The organism is Psychrobacter sp. D2 (genome assembly GCF_013608135.1).
Lineage (GTDB): Bacteria > Pseudomonadota > Gammaproteobacteria > Pseudomonadales > Moraxellaceae > Psychrobacter > Psychrobacter cryohalolentis.
Window position 1 is genome coordinate 376,152 of the sequence record NZ_JACDXZ010000003.1, and the last position, 21,395, is coordinate 397,546.

Genomic DNA, 21,395 nt, shown 5'->3' on the forward strand with positions numbered 1-21,395 from the left:
TTACATAATCGCTGTTATTTATTTTATAAATTTGCTTGCAAAATTATTCAATCTAAATGATAATTATTATCGTTAATAAATTATATTCTATTAGTATTTATTGTTTTGAATATTTGCTACTTTGCTATCAAAAGGAATTTACCATGAGTCTTGTAATCTCTCGTCATTTGAACTTCCGTGAAAACCGTCTGCCTACTTTGCAATCACAGCACTTGTTTGCTTTGACTAAGGAGGTACGTATTGAACATGAAGGCGAAGAATATCGCCTACGCTTAACGCGTAATAATCGATTAATTTTAACCAAATAAATTCTCTTAATGCTCATAAAAAAACGCCTTTTTATAAAGGCGTTTTTTATTTGATCAAATAGTGATGATAGATTACTTTATAAGCTGTCACTTCCGGTCAACTAATCTGCCCAGCTGCCCATCTATTAAAATCACAGCAAATATGAGGGTAGATATCTAAGTACAACCTTTAGAACTGCCAACTATAAACCACATCCACGGCATTTTCTGCTGCTGACGTTGCCTCTACATAGATACGGCGGGTCAATTGGTAACGTATCGACAAGCTGTTCTGCGCATTAAAAACGCCCACACCATAGCGGATATATAAGTCAGGGGTCACATAACCGGTGACATTGACATTGGTATCTTCACTGCTGCCTGAAGCATCAACCGTTAAGCTTTGGAAGCCAAACGCTTGACCGATTTGATTGGTCAAATTACGTGTACCGCTCAGCCCAAAGCTCAGCCCAGCGGCCGCTAAGTTATTGGTGACTTGAGATTTAAAGCCTTGCTCACTGATTTGAGTAGCACTCTGATTATTAATACGACCCGTGACCAAGGCATTCATCGCTTGCTGCTGCGTAAGCCCGGCATTATTGAAAACGATGATATTAGGGCTTTCAGTATTACCTTTGACACGGACACCGACTGTTTTACCACTGATATTTTTGACCGCTTCGATACTTAAACTCGGTTTCATCACATCGCCGTTGAAGCGCACTTGACCATAGTTAAGCTCTAGGTTTTGCCCAAAAGCATTAATATTGGTACGACGTGAGACCTGTACCACCCCTTTTGCACGCATGATGCCTGTACCGCTTTGCGTGACATGAATGGCACCTGCTAGAGGAATCACGGCACCAAAACCACGGAAGTTGATGTCATTACCCAAATCGATACCGATATCAGCATTGATTGACCAAGGTTTTGAGATAGCTAAAACTTCATCAATATTGCCAATAAGACGACGATCGAGTACGACAGCGTCTTCGGTCTGAGTAATGATATCTTCACTGGCCTCTGGCGGACGAATGGTCGCTGATGGCACACTGACTGCCCCAGTGATATTGACGTAGCGATCGGAAGGACGCACGATAATATCGATATCAGGATCGACACTCGCCACCAATAATGGCGGCTGGGTCAATATCAAACCTTTACCATCTATACTCAGCTTAGCCTGTAGCTTTTGCTGCCAATTGACAGTACCAGCAACCGTCCCTTTCCCTGTACCACTATTGAACCTACCATCGATCGTTGCTTGAGTACCGCGGATTTTGGCAGTGGCATTCACTTTGGTCAAATTGACCGGCAAATCAAGCATCGCCATTCGACCATTCGCTAACTTCACATCACCATAAAACTGTGGCTTATCCAGTGTGCCGCCCAAACCGCCTGCCATAGTGATGTTACCTTCGAGCACGCGCATACCAGGGAAGAAAGGTTTAAAGATAGCCAAATTAAGCTCATTGAGCACCAACGCACCTGATATAGGTTTGGGCGTTTTATATGGATCAACGATCACTTCTGCATAACCACGAGCACCGCCGCCCGTATTGATATCTGAGCGTATTTTTAGACCATTTGGTACAGACACCGCAATGAGCGAGATGCGCTTGTAAGGTAAGGTGACAGGCAAGCTATCACCATCTTGAATCAAGCCAATTTTACCGTTGTCAGAATACAGCGTGGTATTAATCGTCGGTGGACGACCACGTTGCCAGCCAACAATCGCTTTGCCGTTAATCTTGCCATGCCAATCGATATCTTTTGGTAAAAACGCTGAAAATAGTGAGGTGTCTAGTTTTTGTATCGCCAAATCAACTTGACCACCAGCGGCTGAAGCAATAAGGTTTTCACGTAAGCAGAGCTTTCCTGTTTGATCAGTCGCCTGCCAACAATGTGCCGCCAGCTGTACTTTTAGCTCTGTGCTATTTTTACCTTGCTTCTTAGGCAAATTAACAATCAGCTGCGCTGGCTGCAATTGGTTTAAGGTTGCATATTTGGACTTAACTTGACCCTTGCCAATAACACCTGACCAGCTGAGCTTATCTCGATTAAAGCCACCCTTAAGCCTTGCTGAGATACTGAGCTTCTCATTAAGCAGATCAAAATCAACTACGTGAGCTTGTTCAGTACCATTAAAGGTTGCATTAAAGTTTTTAAAATTTTGCCCCGCCGCTTCTAACCCTTCGGCAGTGATAATAAACTGGCTTGGACTGTTTGCCAAGTTAACCAGTTTACCGCGTATACGACCTTGACGTAATATAAAGCCTGGTAGCGTAATACGCTCACCAACCAAATCAACATAGATAGTCGGCAATGCTTGTCCTGCTGGCTGTGACAAGGTAGCACCGCCAGAGACTTTACCACCAAGCTTGTCTGAGAGCTGATCAAGGCTTGTGATATTGATTTTGGCTTGTAGCTGTTTGGCATTACCATTGGCGGTGATGTAATTATTACCCCAACGCAGTACTAAATTATTGGCATTTAAGCTTTCGATCAAAGCGTTCACTTGCTTATATTGTGCCTGCGCATCTTGCTTCTGCAAACGTTGAAAATAGCTTGCCAAATCTTTTGGTAGATGTAGTTTGGCTGTCAAGCTGCCTTTGGCGCTAAGTGGTTGACCCTTTAGCATCCCATTCAAATTCACTTGCTTGATATTAATCGTCTGTTGGGTATCGCCCCAACGTCCACTGGTATCAATAGTGCCGGTAATCGTACTCGGTATGTCCTTGAAGAAATAACCCAAATTAAAGCGATCCATGACCGCATCAATATCCCAAGCAAGACCTTGGCGCACATCAACGGTGCCTTTAGCATCAATACTGCCTGCTGCGCCCACATGTCGGAAACGCTTGATGCGAATGAGCTGTGCATTACCACTGGCATCAATAGTCAGTTTACCTGCTGGCAATTGCTCAGCGTCTAAGACACCATCAAAGTTTACGACGAAGTTTTTCAGTACGCCTTTTGCCTTAGCATTATTCTTTGGCGGACTTTGCCACTCGCCAGTGGTTTTTAAATCACCAGTAATAATGGCGGCATTATTGGGCAAGAAATAACCCAAATTAAACTTATCAAAGCGCCCATCTAGCGTCCAGCCGATATTCTTTCTTAGGTCGATGACACCCTTGGCTTTGACCGCACCTGCTTCACCATTATAATTTAACTTGCGAACACTAATCAGATTTGGCGTACCAGCGGCATCGATTGATAAGCGACCTTTTGGTACATCAGCCGTGTCAATTTGACCATCAAAACGCGCATCAAAGACCGATAGCTTACCGCCGATAATATCAACATTGGCATCGCCGCCACCAGTAATGCCGATAGCACGACCTTTTTGCGTGGCATCCAACTGCGCCTGCAAAGCCGTATTATTGAAACTAATAATATGCCGCTGACCTTTGACACGGTTTTTAGTGATATTCAGCAATCGTCCGCGGGCACTGATACGCCCAGTTAGGCGCTCAAGCGGTATATCACTGCGGTATTGCTTGGGCAATAAGCCATTAGTACGTGCATCAATCTGCCAAGTAAGCGGACGTTTTTTAGTGGCTAATTGAATCTGACCTGTCCCTGACAAATCGCCCACTACGCCTTTATAGTTTAGGCGGTTGATATCAATGATATTGCCAGCCTTACGAAGCCTGACATCGTAATTACCTTTAGGCGCTGCATTCAGCTCATTAATAATGGCTTTGCCATCGACAGAAAGATTTGAGCCGCGAACAATCACCTTTGCTTGCCCACTAGGGCTATTGATGTTGCCAATATTAGGGATATTTTTACGCACAAGGTTCTGCCATTTTGCATCAATATACAAAGGGGCGACTTGTTTAGATTTGACTGAGGTTTTTCCACGGACAATATTGGCATTGACTTGCTCGCCATCACGCTGACGTAATGCGGCATCCATTTCCATATTACCGGCAGTATTTTTATGCTGATAATGAACGGATAAGCGACCATTTAACTTTTGCGGGGCATATACTTTAAAGTCCGCATATTGTTTAGGAATGACACGACGTACATCAAAATTACTGCCGCTCGCTCTTATCTTTGCATCAAAACTGCTGTTCCAATCCAAGATACCTTGCAATATCAAGTTGCCAGCGGCCACATCTGCATCTAGGCGATCAACACGTAGCTGACGATTGGCAAGAATAGCGCGTCCTTGGTAATGTCCTGAAGGAATGTCTTTAGCGGTCAATTCAGTGTTGATACGTAGGCGTATCTCTGAGATCACACCTGATGCAGTCGCGATGCCACTCTTTAAGTGAATGTTTTGACTGTCCGCATAAGGAACCAGAATGTCATCCCATTCAAGTTTTGCTTGAAACGGTGCATCAGGATCCAATCCCTGCACCACAAAGTCGCCACTAACTGCACTATCATTGTAGCGGCTACTAACCTTGCCAACAGTGCGCTTTAACGTGCCTGTTGCGGTGATATTCAAGGGATCAATATAGGCTTTTTCTAAAGCACTGACCTCTACAATGGCACTCAAATCTAAAGGATAGTCGCCTTGCAAATCGGCATGACCCTCTAATGCACTGACTTTAACAATATCGCCATATTGCAAACTACCGCGACCCACCGTCACCATACTGCCAACCCACGTCAAATCGCGGGCTTCAATCTCATGCACAACAATGGGGTCACGAGTTACTTGCTTATAAATGATGGTTTTTACTTTTGCATAATCAAAACGTAGATTAACCGGTAAGCTTAAGGTTCTATAATCGAATGCCTCACCTGTTGGCGGTTTTTTATTGATAATTTCAATGGTTTGTATATCCGCATCACGCAAATGTACTTCTTTGGCAAAGACGGCGCGCCAGCCTATTTTAACGTAAGCTTTATCTACCAATATCTCAAGATCTTCATTGGCAACAATATCGATATCAGTGAGCCATAGACCATCGCGCAGATTGCCGCTACCGTATTTGAACTCAATACCTGTTTCTGCACTGATTTTCTCTAAGATAAACTTAGTGCCTGACTCAGTACCCGCCGCATATAAGAAGATAGCAAACATAATCGCTAGCACGATAAGAATCAGTACCAGCAATTTGAGCACAAAAGACAACGGATACCAACGTCTTACGGCGCGGGCATCTCGTTGTGCTGGATCTTCATCTAATGGCTTATTAGGCAGGGTATTTTTGGTCGACATGACACTCAACTACGTTAAAGAACGATTACCAGCAATCGCTAGAATAATAAAAAGACAACGGTTTTGTTTATATACTTTTATAAAGGAGAGCCAATAAACAGATGCAATCTCACTGGAATACTCTCTTCTGTCACACCAGCTGCAACATCGACGCGCACCACGCCAACAGGTGACGCCCAGCGGATACCAACGCCGACACCAACTTTGGTATCTGTCTCAAAATCTTTGTCATAAGCATTACCAATGTCAGTAAAAACAGCACCGCGAAAGCCGGGTTTAAACTCATAGTTATATTCTGCACTACCAACCGCGAGGATTTGTCCACCAGTCAGATAGCCTTTATCTAGTGGCGATAAGCTTTCATAGTCATAACCACGGATACTTTGGTCACCACCAGCAAAGAAGCGCAGCTTATAAGGCACCTCATCAAAGTCATCTGCCCAAATATAACCAGTATTGATACTGCCAAGCACTTGATGCTTGTCATCAGCACCAAAGCTATAAATACCGCTGACGCCAGCGCGAGCAATTGCTAGATTGGTATCGCTAAGCGCTTTATCAGCACCCGCTTCAATCGAATAGTATTGGCGGATACCGCTAGTGGGATTGGTGACACTATCTACATCTGTCTTACTGATGCCATAACCAAGTAATAATGCTTGCTGTCTAGGCTCTGAAGACGTAAAGCGAATAGGAAGATCGTTTAACTGCGCTTCATCATCAATACCCGTTTCTAACTCATCTAAACGGTAGCGCAGAGAGTAGCTGCGATTCCAACCCGTTTCACGGCGGATATTACGCGCTAGCGACCCTTTTAGGGTTTTGGTAGACAAATCAAAATTGCCTTCACCTTGATTAATCGCCTCTTCTTCATAAGTTAAACTTGCTTCAAGCTTGTCATTCAAAGGGTGCTTCCAAGGCCTGCTAGCATAGACACCGACATTTTTAGTGATTCTCGAAACTTCTGTCTCAAGTCCTGCCTGATAGCCTTTACGATTGAGCAGATTATAATCTATTTTCGCGGTTGCGCGGACACCAGTATCGGTACCATAACCAATACCCACCTGAGCATCACGCGGTTTATTCGCTGCCACAAACACGTATAGGGGTACTTTCTTACTCTCTAACACTTCTTGAGGTGTTTTACGCCCTGCCAATGTTGGTGGTACGAAGTTCTCATCCGCCAATATACTTTTCTCATCCGGGAATATCTTTTGTGCAATGTCACTGATAGCATCACTGATTTTACCTAAAATACTGTTTGAATCTTGGTCTTTTTCATCCAATACCCGATCATTTGGCAGACGGCTTAAGCGTTCTGCTTTTTGCTTAATGGCCTGCAGCTTCTCAAGCGTCTCTTCATCGGCTTCAAATTCGATAGCAGCAATGTCAGCCGCATTTACTTTCTCTCCGCTATTGGCATAAAGCTCGCCGTCATTACTAACACCTTCTATTTGGCGCGCATTAACATCAGAAGCATTGTTTACTTCGTCATCCATTGTTTCAATAAAATTGTCTACATTTGGTGAGTTATCAAAGGCCAAAGTAGCACTTTGTGTGCGCTCATCTGGCGGCAAAATCGACTCAACGTTGATGGTATTAAAATAACGGGTCGCCGATAAATCGTTACTAAATTTGGTGACAGCGGGACGATAAAAAGGATCGCCTTCTTTAAAGTCGAATAACTGCCTTAACAGTGACAATTCAACGGGCAGTTTTGCAGGATCACGGGTCAGTGTCCCTGATTCTCTATCATAAGTAAAAAATACCACTTCATCAAACTCATAGCGATCGCCAGTATTGTAAACCAGTGAAACATCTGCTGTGTTATCAGGCAAGATAATATCGACGGATTTATTTAACCAATATTGATCAAAGTAACCGTAAGTATTACTGAGCGACTCAAGGGCAGATTTACTGTCTTTATAGACGCGGTGGTTAAAGATATCGCCTTCTTTTGGTGGCAGATCTTTTTCAAGCTCAACAAATTCTTTTTGCTCACTGCCTGCACCGCGAATGTCGACAATCCGGCTATCGACACGTACGGGCTCACCCAGCTTTTCAATGACGACGTCGATCGTGTCTGTATAAGGCTGGCTTAGACGCAAAGTCACATCATAGTAACCAACTGCTTTTGCGGCATCTAATGCGGTTTGGCGTAAACGCGGTAAAGCTGCTGTAAAGTCAACGACAGACTGCACAGTGGTATCATCAAGCGCCGCCTTAATATTCTTAATAGGCTGCACATCGTCATCAGCTTTGACTAGTATCGGCTTGGTATTGACAGCATTGCTATTGTTAGCTGCGACTTGTTGTAAGTAAATCGTAGTATCTACATGTGGTAGCGCCAGTGAGCCTGAATTAAACAATCGATTATAGAGACGCTTGACAATATTGCCTTTGTTGCGCGCCATTGGACTCGGCGTTTTGGCTTGCTCGATACTTTCGCTAACGGCTTCGGTATCGTTTTGATAATCTGGCAAATAGTCATCAGGATTGATCGAGTTTTCTGTATTCTTTGATTGATTGACGTTGGCTAAAATATCGTTATCCATCACTTCACTGGCATTACCACTGCTGACAGCATCGCTAACCGTAATAGGACGCGCCATGATCTCTGCTCGCTCAGCAATGCTTTCATTGATGCCTAATGTATCTAAATTACTGGGTATCGGCAGATTGGTCGCGTCTAATTCCACATCCAACCCAATCGGCGGCGTACGATCGTCTAAAGTGGCGACAGGTGCATCAAAACCACTATTATTACTAGTGCCGATCCTATCGATATCTTGCGCGTTTTGTCTGTCCATCGCCGCAAGCTCACGATCAATCTCTTCAGGCGTCATCATCTGATAGCCCTGCTGCTGTATCGCTGCTGCTTGCTGCTCTAGATCTTGATTTGTATCAAAATTTTGCGCATCATCGAAATCATTATTAAAGCTATTGGCATTTTCTGGAATAACATTACTGTTAGTCTTGCCAGCTGAATTTTTCGCGTTTGGATTCTTAATACCTAGCGTTTGCTTACTATAGTCATCCAATACCGATTGCTCGATAATACCTTGCTCGACCGCTTTTTTTAGGCGCAGCGCATCTAACGCCATATCCAGCTGACGGTCATCATCAGAAATCGCCGCTTTGGCGGTTTTCGGTGACGCTGCTGTAGCATTTTTTGCTGTTATCTGGCTGCTTATAGCGCTATTATTTGAATCAGTAGTAGCGGCAAAAGCTGCAGGGGCAAGACTACAGCCAAAACCGACCAAGCTGGTGGTCAATGCACTAAAAAGCGCTGTGCGGGTAAAATAAATACGCGGAGTGTAGTTAGCACTAATAGCAGCGCTAGATTTGATTGAACTATTTTGGCAACCTAAGAGGTCAGGCAACTTAACAGGTACGTTATGCACTGGTGTTGAAGGCTGATGTTTCATATTCATTCCTATTCCCTCACGCAGTGCAAGGTTGCTGACGCTGACGACTGCTAAGTCTTAGCGGTAAATACAGTGATGACAACAATTATAATGAGCTAAAACAATTTTTTAACTTGCAGCTTTACTTTTTGTCTGACGATTTAGCCTACGATTGAAGCATTAATATGTAATTAGTATATAAAAAATTACTTACATCAGACCATTTAAGCATCGGCATCAGACCATTTAAGCATCGGCAAACCTTTGCTATTGGCCACTTTATTAGGATTTAGTCGGCTAAAATTTACAAATCATAACTTAGTTAATTATGAAATCATAGCATTGGACGTATGTATTTTTGCCAAAGCCTTGCTATTATACGGCTTAACATTGATAAAACCTATGCCATATTTAGTTAAGTTTTTGATAGCGTTGATAATTACCCTAGTATTAATGACTATCTTCTCCGTCTTGCTTCACTTTTACTTGTCTTGACCCATTTGCAGGAATTTCCATGGCCAATCAGTTTCAGTTATTTAAGCGTCGCCGTTTTAGCGCCATGTTTTTTACCCAATTTTTGGGAGCGTTTAATGACAATATTTTTAAGCAAGCGCTGATATTAGTCTTGACCTACACGGCGGCGAGCCAGCTTGGCGTTGAGGTCAGTATTTTAAATAACTTGGCGGCCATGTTATTTATTTTGCCGTATTTTCTATTTTCGGCGCTGGCAGGGCAAATCGCTGACAAGTTTGAAAAGTCTAAATTGACCCGCTTAACCAAGCTGCTTGAGCTATCCATTATGGTGATTGCGGCAGTGGGTTTTGTATTTGAGTGGTATGCACTCTTATTTGTCGCGTTGTTTTTAATGGGCACACAATCTACCTTTTTTGGGCCTATCAAATATGCCTACTTGCCACAAGCGATGCAAGAAAATGAATTGGTCGGTGCCAATGGTCTGTTTCAAATGGGTACGTCATTAGCGATATTACTTGGTATGATTATCGCTGGCGTCTTAACCCAAGTGCCACAGCCGCTATATTGGATTAGTCTAACCGTAATAGTCGTTGCGATATTAGGTTATTTCGCCGCCCGATCTATACCCACCATGCCAGCGATGCAGCCTGATTTGAAGATTAATTGGAATATCTTTACCACCAGTGTCTCAACGGTACGTTATTTATATTCCTTACGGTTTTTGTTCTTCGTTATCTTGGGCAACAGCTGGTTTTGGTTTTATGGCGCGACTTTTTTGACCCAAACACCTGAATTCAGCAAAGTCATTCTTCATGGCGATGAGTCAGTGGTAATTTTCCTGCTGACTTTATTCTCAGTCGGTGTCTCTATCGGCTCATTATTATGCAAAAGGCTTACCAAGAATCAGGTCAGCTTACGTTTATTACCCTTTGGTATCGCTGGTTTGAGTATCTTTGCTATCGACTTATATTTTTCTCTATCAGGATTGTCGATTGATGGGAATACTGAGACGTTAATCGGAGTGAGCGGATTATTTGCTATCTCTGGCAGCTGGCGCGTTTTTGTCGATTTATTCTTTTTGGGCTTTAGTGGCGGCTTATATATCGTCCCTTTATATGCGTCTATGCAGGCGTATGCACCCAAAAGCCATCGTGCACGCATCGTTGGTGCCAATAACATATTTAATGCCATATTTATGGTTGGCTCAGCTATCTTCTCTATCGTTGTCTTAAATAGCTTGGGTATGTCACTACCGCAGTTGTTCTTAGTCACGGGCTTGCTCAATATTGCCTTTGGGGTATTTTTATATACCAAGCTAAATAAACATATTAAACATGCCAGCATCCAAACTCATGATGATCAGCTAAACAGACATGATTAAAGGGTTTGATAATTTGAATCAACAGCATTAATGACAACTGCCGTTATAAATCGATTGCTGAACGCCTCATTATTATGATGCCGACCATTGATGTTGTTTGCTATAGTAAGCTCTAAGATTGAGTGGTAGTCGCTGCAACGCTTTAAAAATTCCATAGCAACACGTTATTCATAATAAATAATGCCATCAGGAGTGAATCATGGCTTTGCGTTCCTTATCTAAAATCGATCAATTACTGCTTGGGGTAGACAAGGCATTGCGAGCGGTCGTACCGCATTCCAATCCGAGTACTCGCCCTCTGCCTGTGAGTAGTGATGAGATTCCTGAGCTGAGTATTACAGAATCGCGGCACGTTGCAGGGCTGATGCGTATCAATCATACCGGAGAAGTATGCGCGCAAGGGCTGTATCATGGGCAAGCATTTACGGCAAAAGATAATAGTGTCAAACGAGCCATGCAGCAATCTGCCGAAGAAGAAGTCGACCATCTGGTGTGGTGTGAGACGCGTCTAAGCGAGCTTGGTAGTCATCCAAGTGTGTTTACACCTTTATGGTATGGCATGTCTTTTGGTCTCGGCGCAGTAGCAGGTGCCATCTCTAACGAGTTTAGTTTGGGGTTTGTCGCTGAAACAGAAGCACAAGTTAGCGAACATCTGCAAGATCATATTGGACAATTACCACCGCAAGATCAGCGCTCAAAAGAGATATTGGCACAAATGGATAGCGAGGAATTACACCATCGTGAGTTGGCACTTGCCAATGGTGGCGCTGCATTGTCGCCACTCATGCGTCATACCATGCGCTGGATGGCAAACCGCATGAAAGCCACGGCTTATCATTTTTAATTGATTTACTTTGACAAACACAGGGCAGCAAAAAATGCCTCAGTAATGACTTTTAACACTCCTACTACTGTTCGTATTGAGATTAATTTGCTAGGGTATAAAAAATTGTACGATTTTGCCGTAGCTATATGAGTACAACGTCAATGTCTAGCAGATATCAAGCAGCTATTAAGCAATGGATTTATCAATAACGACCAAATAGACAAAACAACGATTAAATAAGGTAACTATCTTTATGAACGCCATCAGTCAACCGACCCACTCTCAAAAATCGCCTAAGTTTGCGACTTTAACCGCATTGGCCGCCGCTTGTGCCATGATGCTATCTGCGCCTGTGAATGCTGCCGAAGTTGATGCTTCAGCGACTGCAACTACTTCTGTACCGAGCGCTATTGACTCAAGCAAACGAGTGATTCGTCTTGCTAGACCTAATGCAGCTGTCAGTGCTCAGGCAGCAATCACTGTTCAACCAGAAGTGGCAACAAGTACTGCAGCACAAGTGAGTGCTCAAGCAAATATCAACGCTAATCAACAAAGCAGTGCCCAAGTTACTAATACTCAAATAAACAATACACAGCCCACTCCCACTCGTGCGCCTCAAAATACTATCCAAAATCAAGCCATCCAAACCAATCAGAATACTGAGCTTACAGGGACGACACGGGTTTATGAGCGTGGACCGATGGTTGCAACGGGTATCGATTTGCGTGGCGGTCAGCTGTCAAACATCCCAACACCACAAGTACAGCTATCAGATATCAGTTTTGTACCTACTATCTTGATAGCGCAGCAAACCGGTCTTGGTACAGACAAATTGGATGTCAGTCTACTCGATGATTTTATTAAAGACACATCACCCTATGCACGCCATTATCCACCAAACTTCCCTAACCGCACCCAGCGTCATTACGCTCGTGAAAAAATCAAAGTACTAACTGACTGGATTGAGCCTTATGCCAAATCGCCTAAGGCTTCTTACGATGTGTTACTGCGTGCTGCTAAGCTAAATGGTATGGGACGTAACTTAGACTTAGGGTCAGAATATACGGTACGTGGTGGGCAGTATATTGACCGTGCCATCAAAATCAAACCGGATAGCGGCGAAGCCAACTTTATATATGGCATGATGCTTTCAGAAGGCGGTGGTTTTAAAGAAGGTCAAAAGTATCTTGATCAAGCGGTTAGCTTAGGTTATACCGAAGCAGAGCAAAGCTTGGCACAATCGGATGTCTTGAGTGATCGCCGTGAAAAAGCGTTAGAGCGTTTGCGTCGTTTAGAGCAGAAAGTCCCAGACAATACGGTTATCCGTCAGCAAATCAAGCTAATCGAAGACGGTAAGTTTTATATTTGGGATATACCAGCATCAAATATAAAACCAAATATGTAAATCAAAACCTTATAAAGATGATGTATGACAAATACGTTATCAATACTAGTTAAAAAACAGCAATCTAGCGCCTTTTTTTATATTGAGAAATTAACAATATAGAACTAAGGCGCTTTTTTGCACCCAATATAAACGCACATTATAAATGTCAAATAAAGTGTCATCACGCTCTTACATTCACTTTTATTTGAAGCGCTATCCTTCTTTATTATTCTATCTTTTCAGTAGTGCTGTTTTCTCCAGCTTCGTAGCCAATAAATTTAGCAAAATTTGAATATAAGGCGATAAATACGATAGTCGAAGCACCAAACTTCCGCTACACTCATCCTAATATAATTGCTATTTGATAATACATGCCTGTCCATTATTCACTGGAATTACCTATGATTTTCGCCGACCCTGTCAATAATGCGCCAAAAGCCACTCATAAAAATAAGATGCCTTTAGCTGTATTGGCACTGCTATCAGCTATGGCAATATTACCTGCCTGTAGCACGGTCTCTGTCAATAGACAGGCCTCTGCCAAGACGATTTCGGCGCAGCGAGGTAATATTGTCACTGATAACAAGCTCAGTAGTGATACCGCATCATTATTATTATCAGCAGGGCTCAATGAGCAAGCCTGTATGCAGCAGTTTGAGCTTTGCTTAACACAGCTTGCTGATAGCATGCTTAATAGGCACTATCGCCCAGCACTGGCCGCCTTTTCAGAGTTACACTATGCAAAAGCGCGCCAACTCGCTACCTCAAAAAGCTGTAGCAATGCGCTTGCCCGTCCGCCACTTGATCCCTATTATGCCAATGCACCTTTGGATGATGCTGAAGCTAAAGCGCAGCAGAGCAAAACCGAGATATGTTTAATTGACTATCAAGAGCGTCTCTTTGATGCCATCAAATCCAGCTATACCTACTTATTCTATGACAGTCTAGAGCATGATTTTGAAGGAGCCGATGAAAAAGTAAGTGGCGGGCGGGCAAAAAATCGTATCCCAAGCGATATCGATATCCAAACTCAAGATATCTATAATGCCGCGAGCAACGATGTTATTACTCAGCTTTATCAATCAACAGGCGACATGAACCAATTGATGCGCAATGTAAAAGTAGAGCATCTTGCCACGAGCGCTAATACCAGCAGGCTTGATAGTAGTGAGCTTGCCGTCAATGCAGCCATTGCCAATAGTTCACTCGTCAAAGGACAGCCAACCGATCAAGTCAAAGTAATGAAGGTGCAAGTAGACAACTATCATTTAAACGTGTATTTGCCAAATGAAAACAACTATCTTAAAAATGCCAATGAGAAAAATTCTGCGCTAGCAGACTTAGTGTCAACTTATGAGCTGCGCTTGTCGGGGCTAAACTCTATTAGCAAGCGACCAGGTTTAGGTATCAGTTTGGTGGCGTCATTGGACGATCGCTATACCACCACTATTCGTCAATTATTACTCTCTTCGCTCTCAGGTCAAATCGGTCAAGAAGCTGCTAATGGCAGACTTGGCAACAATAGCGCAAGCAACGCTGCAAAAATTGCTCAAGAAGAAGATGCCAGCTCACGCATTTATCCTACTGGGCATCTATTGATGACAGGACTGATTAAACCTACGGGCACTAGCGTACTCGACACCCTAAGTAGTGAGCAGCTAGATATCCATTTATATAACCCTTACCGCAGCGAGAGCGCCTCTATCTTAGGCGATGACTATCCACTGGCCGCCAACTTCTCTGCCGGTTATGGACTCTGGTTAGCAGAAAATCAGCTCGATGGTGTCGGCTATCTAAACCTTATTACCCGTCAAAAAGAAGCCAGTTTACCCAAACTTTTTATGCTTGAGCCCTACGACCCTAATAAACGTGTGATTATCATGCTGCATGGTCTGGCATCAAGTCCGGCAACGTGGGTCAATTTGACCAACGATATTTTTAATGATGATAAATTACGTAATAACTATCAGGTATGGCAAATCTTTTATCCGACCAATCTGCCTATTTTAGAAAATCGCTATCAAATCCAAAAATTAATCACTGCCACTTATCAGCAAACAGACCCTGCAGGGGAAAATCTTGCCAGTAAGAACAGCGTCATTATTAGCCATAGCATGGGCGGCATCATTGCTCGCATGATGTTATCTGATGATAATTTGGCGAATAATCTGGATGCATTAGACGATAACAGTTTATTAGCCAACAGCAGCCAGCGTCAGGTTGACGCCATGCTCAAGCAAGCACTTACCAATAAAGAGCTACGCAACCGTTTTGAATTAAAGGCGCTACCGCAAGTTGATACGGCAGTCTTTTTATCTTCACCATTCCAAGGTACTGACTATGCCGATCGCTGGTTTACCCGTGCGTTACGCCGCATTATTTATTTGCCGGTGGGCTTAGTAAAAACCGTTACGGACAATTTGGCAACCATTGCTATAAAAGGCGACTTGGCGAATAACCCTTTAGGGGCGTTATACCTGCAAAATGGTGCCAGTCAATTGAGTGACAAATCCTCCTTTATTCAATTAACCAAAGACATTAGCATCAACAAACGTGTTACTTATCATTCGATTATTGCCAATAACGATTCTGATATCACAAGAGGTCTGGCTGCAATGCAACCGGAAGGCGTCAAACTTGATTTGTCACAAGCAGTCATAGAAGATGACGATAGCGTAATTGAGACTGTCGATACCAGTAGTACCAGCAATGTAGAAAACTCAGATAATTTAAACGTTTCAGCTGCTGTAGTTGATGGAGAGACTGCAAAAGATGCGACTACTAAGACAGATACCTTGCCACCTGAAGCACTGGTTGCTGCTGTTATCGTCAATGAAGAGATTAGCCAAGCATTAACTGAGCGTCTGTCAGATGGTATCGTACCCTATACCAGTGCGCATCTTGATGGTGCAGCGTCTGAGACTGTGATCAATGGCGGTCATAGTATCCAAGAAAATCCACAAACCATTCTGACTTTGCGACGTATATTGCATAAACAATTACAGCAATAGCTCAAATTGAATGACAGGTTGGTTATTTTCACAGTAGATTTTTTACAATAGATAGCCAAAAAATATTATTAAAAGGTATTGTTTTATATTACTGTTCTGTATCTATTGATAACCTTACTTAAACAATAGCCATAGCTTGAAAAACACTATATTACATTGTTAATCATTTATGACCAATAGGTGCGTGATATGGCTGGATAGCAACTTGCGCGTAAGCAGACTCAGGCGCATAATGCTGAAATAGAAAATATTTTAATAATGCCATAAGAGACATATCTTATAGTTTATAAGGACATAAATTATTTACTTTAACTAAATAGTAGTGCTTAAATTATCATAGATAAGGTGTTGTCTAAATGACAACGATAGCCAGTTTACATTGACTATTGTTCGTAACACTTCTTATCCTACTGACATCCGTATCGACGGACAGCTACGAACAATGATTTCAGCGTAACATGGAAGCAAGCGCTATTCAGCTACAATATAAGGGTAACCGCTTATGTTCGCTACATTTATGATTGACCAGCTTGATGCGCTGATGCTTGCGCGTATCCAGTTCGCTTTTGTTATTTCATGGCACATTGTTTTTCCAGCTTTTTCAATCGGACTTGCCAGCTTCTTGACCGTTTTAGAGTTTCGCTGGTTAAAAACTGGTGAGCCTATCTATGCCGAAGTCTACAAACACTGGGTAAAAATATTTGCCGTGGTATTCGGCATGGGTGTCGTGTCAGGCGTGGTAATGTCCTACCAATTCGGCACCAACTGGGCAGTTTTTTCCGATAAAGCGGGTAACGTGCTGGGTCCCTTGCTTGCTTATGAAGTATTGACCGCCTTTTTCTTAGAAGCATCATTCTTAGGGATTATGCTCTTTGGCTGGGGTCGTGTCAGTAAACGTATGCACCTTGCCTCAACGGCAATTGTCGCTATCGGTACGCTGATATCAGGGTTCTGGATTTTGGCTGCTAACAGCTTTATGCAGACGCCACAAGGCTTTATAGTTGGCGCAGATGGTCTACTATATCCCACCAACTGGTTAGAAATCATTTTTAACCCCTCCTTCCCCTATCGCTATGCCCATATGATGACCGCAGCTTTCTTGACGACGGCCTTTGTTATCGGCGGCATCGGTGCATATTATCTACAATCCAAAAAACATGTCGAACATCGCAAACATGGTCGTGTCATGCTCGGTATGGCGATGGTGATGGCGATTTTTGTTGCCCCAGCACAAGTACTGATTGGCGATATGCATGGGCTTAATACGCTAGAGCACCAGCCTGTGAAAGTCGCAGCAATGGAAGGGCTCTGGGAAAATGAGCGCGGTGCGCCGCTGGTATTATTTGGTATTCCAGACCAAAAAGCGGAAAAGAATCACTATGAAGTTAAAATACCTTATGTGTCCGGTTTAATTTTAACCCACTCATTTGATAAAGAAGTGAAAGGGCTCAAAAACTGGGCACCAGAAGATCGTCCATTCGTTCCCGTTGTCTTTTGGGCGTTTCGTATCATGGTTGCCATCGGTATGCTCATGGTATTGGTGGGACTATTTAGTCTGTATAAGTACTTTAAAAAGCAGCAATTTAATTCTGATAGTATCTGGTTCCACCGCTTATGGATGATGATGACGCCGATGGGTTTTATCGCCCTACTTGCTGGTTGGTTCGTCACTGAAACCGGACGTCAGCCGTGGACAGTTTACGGCGTCATTCGAACGGCAGAAAGCATGTCTCCGGTTGCGGCACAACAAGTGGCAACGACGCTGATTGGCTTTATCGTGCTATATGTCTTTGTGTTTGGCGCAGGCAGCTTTTATATTTTACGCTTGATCGCAAAGGGTCCACAGCCGTATGAAGACCCTGCTGATGATAACTTCTATGAGCACTCTATCACTGAAGGTCAAGGCCGCACGTTAAGCGGCGATAGCAATGCCAGTGAGAAAGTAGAAGATTTGGATCAGCCTGCTGATGATGTCGAAGATGGAGGATTACGCTAATGTTTAACTTTGGTGACGTATTAGATTTACCTCTCATTTGGGGTGGCTTGATCGCCCTATCCGTCTTCGTTTATGTGCTACTTGATGGTTTTGATTTGGGCTGCGGTATTTTATTCCCGTTTGCAGGCTCGGACAAAAACCGTAGCCGCATGATGAACTCTATTGCCCCTTTTTGGGATGGTAATGAGACATGGCTAGTATTGGGCGGTGGTGGTTTATTTGCCGCCTTCCCAGTCGCCTATGGCATTATTATGACAGGGCTTTATCTGCCGGTGACCTTTATGCTGTTCGGTTTGATTATGCGCGGCGTAGCATTTGAGTTCCGTTTTAAAGCAACTTCACATCGCTATGTATGGGATACTTTTTTCTTTATCGGCTCTGTGGTTGCTACCTTCTTCCAAGGGATTATGCTTGGCGCGTTGGTACAAGGATTAGAGGCAAGTAATCGTTTATATACCGGCGGCCCTTTTGATTGGCTCACGCCATTCTCTGTGGTCTGCGGTATCGCTCTGATTATCGGTTACGCGCTGCTTGGCTCGACGTGGTTGATTATTAAGACTGAGCATAAGCTGCAAGTTTGGGCGCGTAAAGTTTCTGGTTGGATGCTATCAGCATTGGTAATCGCAATGATTGTCGTGACTGCCTTTATGTATTTCTCAGACATTGATGCGCTTGAAGGTTGGTTTAGTTTCCCAGGGTTATTGTACCTTGCACCGATGCCGATTATCGTCTTGGCGTTATTTTTCTTTATGCGTAAAGACTTGACCTCAGAGCGTGAATATCGTCCGTTCTTATTGACTGTCGTGCTATTTTTGATGGGTTATATCGGTGTTTGTTTTGCGATTTTCCCTTACATCGTGCCGTATCAAATGACCATTTATGAGGCAGCAGCAGCAGATACTTCATTATCATTTATGCTTATTGGTGCTGGCATTATGCTACCCATTATTTTGAGCTATACCGCGTTTGCCTACTATACTTTTAAAGGTAAAACGGATCACGAGCACATGTATTAATAGCTATTGAGCAGTATTCTATATCCTATAGTTTTCAGGAGAACACTGTTTAGGAGAATATCATGAAAAATCTTAGTAAAAAACAATCTCAGTGGGCATGGTTTATTGGTTTATATATCGCAGGTTTTCTGACGATTTTTACCATTGCCCAGCTGATTAAATTGGCAATGGGCGTATAACGTATAATATAAATAGTTATCTCATTCGCTATTCATAAAAAACCGCAGCCCTAATCAATGATTAGCGCTGCGGTTTTTTATAGCCTATTACTACTGGATATTATAAATTAAGCACCGCAATGTTCGCTTACACCTTTATTCTCTATAAAGGTATTTACCTGCTCTAGGCGTTCAGGCGTACCAACATCTATCCAATTATCAGGCATGATCTCAGCCGTTACTTGGAATTTTATCATTGCTTGTCTAAGTAATGGTCCAAGGGCGGCAGATTGACCTGATACCAAGCCATCAACCAGTCGTGGCGACACAACACTGATGCCAGCAAAAGTATATTTATCGGCTTCACCAATGGCCTGTTCGCTTGCCAAACCATTATTAATAGCAAAGTCGCCACCCTCATTATGCTCAGGATTATCAATCAACAATAAATGGGCGCGCTGATCTGCGCTTAGCTCATACGTGACCAACTGACTAAAATCAAACGTCGTCCATACGTCAGAGTTGACTAAGATAAATGGTTCATTTTTTAACTTTCCAGTTTGTAGCGCTTTAAAAATACCACCTGCTGTCTCTAATGGCGCGTCAGCTTCAAGTGACCAATGCAACTGTACACCAAACTGCGTGCCATCGCCAAGCGTGTCCATCAACTTATCAGCCAGCCAAGAGGCATTAATCGTAATATCAGTAATACCAGCAGCTTGTAGCGCTTTAATATGCCAAATAATAAGTGGCTGCCCACCTACTTCCACTAACGGCTTTGGTGTCTCTAAGGTTAATGGACGCAGGCGCGTACCCTTACCGGCTGCCAAAATCATGGCTTGCGTTATTACCGACATAGATAATCCTTATTCTTGGCGAAATTTATACGAGGCGACTGATGATCAATAGCTTTGAATACATTGACATTAAATATATGAGCGTTAAATATATTGCTGCACAAATTTGGTTTGATAAGCAGGCAATACTGTATCCATTATCCATTGATTAAATGGCAAAACGACTTGTTGCAGACGCGCACTGCCTTTTGTACTTAGCCATTCTAATTCAAAAAGAAAATCACGCATGACTTTAGGAATATCCGCTAAATAACGACTTTTACCATCGCGCTCATAAAGCCGGATAAAAATACCAAGCACTTTTAGGTGCCGCTGTACGCCCATGATATTGACCTGACTTTCAAGTTGCTGAGCACTGTCTGCTGTTGCCAGTCCTGCTTGTTTTTGCAATTGCCAAAAATCATAAATCCATTGCGTTACTTGTGCTTCCGACCATTCGACATAGGCATCACGTAGCAATGATACCAAGTCATAGCTATGCGCGCCAATCACCGCATCTTGGAAGTCAATCACCCCTAATCGCGTGTTATCTGCCTGATCCTGCATCAAATTGCGGCTATGATAATCACGATGGACGATGACTTGCGGTTGTAATAGAATCTCTTCTATCAAGGCTGATTTTAGGTTTTCCCATAATGACGTATCAAGTGTCACGCCAATATGCGGAATAAACCAGTCGCTAAATAAGTCCATTTCACGGGTTAGCATTGCAGCATCATAATCAGGCAATTGATGCTGAGATTTTGCTGTCTCTACCGGTATCTGTTGCAACGCAACTAGTGTCTGCATCGCTAATTTATAGTAGTCATTTACTTGCGCAGGCGTAGCACCAACCAATAAATGAGCGAACTCTACCGCGCCAAAATCTTGCAAGACCAAAAAGCCTTTTGTCACATCTTGCGCGATCAGCGTCGGCACATTGATGGCTTGCGACATGAGCTTTGCCACATTAATAAACTGCTGCATCGCGTCTTGCTCATCAGCCGAATCCATGACAATATAACGCGCTATTTTTGTCGTATCATCTGTACCACCAGCTACTAGCTGAATACGGTGATAACGGCGAGCACTGGCATCACCAGGTAAGCTCTCAAGGGTAAAGGTTTGATTCTCGAACACTTGCTTTAACCAGCACTCTAATGACTCTTGGCGCGTATTAATGGCAGGTATCGCAAGTTCCAATATTCGTTCGTCGGTAATAGTTTTTTCGGTCATAAAAAGCATCGCAGGTTAAATATAAGTCGTAAATGACTAAATGAGTGATAAGTAGGACAAATACTTGCTAAAATAGTGAGCGCTTATTGCACAGTCGCTGTTGTCTTAAAAATAGCATGGCTATCTAATAAACTTTGATAATTTGATAAATAGTGTAGCTGATTTGGTTTTTTTTGACTATGATTAGTCGTCATT

General features: G+C 43.0%; 12 protein-coding genes. 8 read left to right on the top strand and 4 right to left on the bottom strand.

The annotated features are described in order from the left end of the window. Window positions 1-143: 143 nt before the first annotated feature. A complete protein-coding gene (hemP, locus tag H0262_RS06355) occupies window positions 144-308 on the top strand; it encodes a hemin uptake protein HemP (protein WP_020443783.1) in 165 nt (54 codons plus the stop codon). 169 nt (window positions 309-477) lie between these two features. Here the strand turns inward: hemP and H0262_RS06360 are convergent, their stop codons facing one another. Further along, window positions 478-5,472 (bottom strand): translocation/assembly module TamB domain-containing protein, encoded by a 4,995-nt coding sequence (locus H0262_RS06360; protein WP_181210117.1) that lies wholly within the window; start codon window positions 5,470-5,472, stop codon window positions 478-480. A 77-nt stretch (window positions 5,473-5,549) separates the two neighbouring features. After that, window positions 5,550-8,906 (bottom strand): autotransporter assembly complex family protein, encoded by a 3,357-nt coding sequence (locus H0262_RS06365; RefSeq protein ID WP_259275418.1) that lies wholly within the window; start codon window positions 8,904-8,906, stop codon window positions 5,550-5,552. A 487-nt stretch (window positions 8,907-9,393) separates the two neighbouring features. Between H0262_RS06365 and H0262_RS06370 the strand changes: the two genes are divergently transcribed. The 7 genes from H0262_RS06370 (at window position 9,394) to H0262_RS13285 (ending at window position 19,149) form a co-directional block, all read left to right on the top strand. Beyond that, window positions 9,394-10,734, top strand: coding sequence for an MFS transporter (locus H0262_RS06370; protein ID WP_181210118.1), 1,341 nt, complete (start codon window positions 9,394-9,396; stop codon window positions 10,732-10,734). Between the two features lie 205 nt (window positions 10,735-10,939). Continuing rightward, window positions 10,940-11,578 carry a 2-polyprenyl-3-methyl-6-methoxy-1,4-benzoquinone monooxygenase gene (coq7, locus tag H0262_RS06375; protein WP_041753559.1) on the top strand — a complete coding sequence of 213 codons (639 nt, stop codon included), beginning with the start codon at window positions 10,940-10,942 and terminating at the stop codon, window positions 11,576-11,578. A 235-nt stretch (window positions 11,579-11,813) separates the two neighbouring features. Beyond that, window positions 11,814-12,965 (top strand): hypothetical protein, encoded by a 1,152-nt coding sequence (locus H0262_RS06380; protein ID WP_181210119.1) that lies wholly within the window; start codon window positions 11,814-11,816, stop codon window positions 12,963-12,965. A 383-nt stretch (window positions 12,966-13,348) separates the two neighbouring features. Further along, entirely contained in the window at window positions 13,349-15,958 is a 2,610-nt protein-coding gene (locus H0262_RS06385; protein WP_181210120.1) for a triacylglycerol lipase, read from the top strand. Window positions 15,959-16,460: 502 nt separating this feature from the next. Then, on the top strand, window positions 16,461-17,954 hold the full coding sequence (locus tag H0262_RS06390) for a cytochrome ubiquinol oxidase subunit I (protein WP_181210121.1): 1,494 nt from the start codon (window positions 16,461-16,463) through the stop codon (window positions 17,952-17,954). Beyond that, complete coding sequence (gene cydB, locus H0262_RS06395; RefSeq protein WP_181210122.1) at window positions 17,954-18,970, top strand: cytochrome d ubiquinol oxidase subunit II; 1,017 nt, start codon at window positions 17,954-17,956, stop codon at window positions 18,968-18,970. Before H0262_RS06390 ends, cydB begins: the two co-directional genes overlap by 1 nt. Window positions 18,971-19,032: 62 nt before the next feature. Next, on the top strand, window positions 19,033-19,149 hold the full coding sequence (locus H0262_RS13285; protein ID WP_020443792.1) for a hypothetical protein: 117 nt from the start codon (window positions 19,033-19,035) through the stop codon (window positions 19,147-19,149). A gap of 107 nt (window positions 19,150-19,256) precedes the next feature. On the opposite strand, the gene murU is transcribed toward H0262_RS13285, so the two are convergent. Further along, window positions 19,257-19,985 (bottom strand): N-acetylmuramate alpha-1-phosphate uridylyltransferase MurU, encoded by a 729-nt coding sequence (gene murU / locus H0262_RS06400; protein ID WP_181210123.1) that lies wholly within the window; start codon window positions 19,983-19,985, stop codon window positions 19,257-19,259. Between the two features lie 84 nt (window positions 19,986-20,069). Beyond that, window positions 20,070-21,209 (bottom strand): phosphotransferase, encoded by a 1,140-nt coding sequence (locus tag H0262_RS06405; protein ID WP_181210124.1) that lies wholly within the window; start codon window positions 21,207-21,209, stop codon window positions 20,070-20,072. Window positions 21,210-21,395 lie beyond the last annotated feature (186 nt).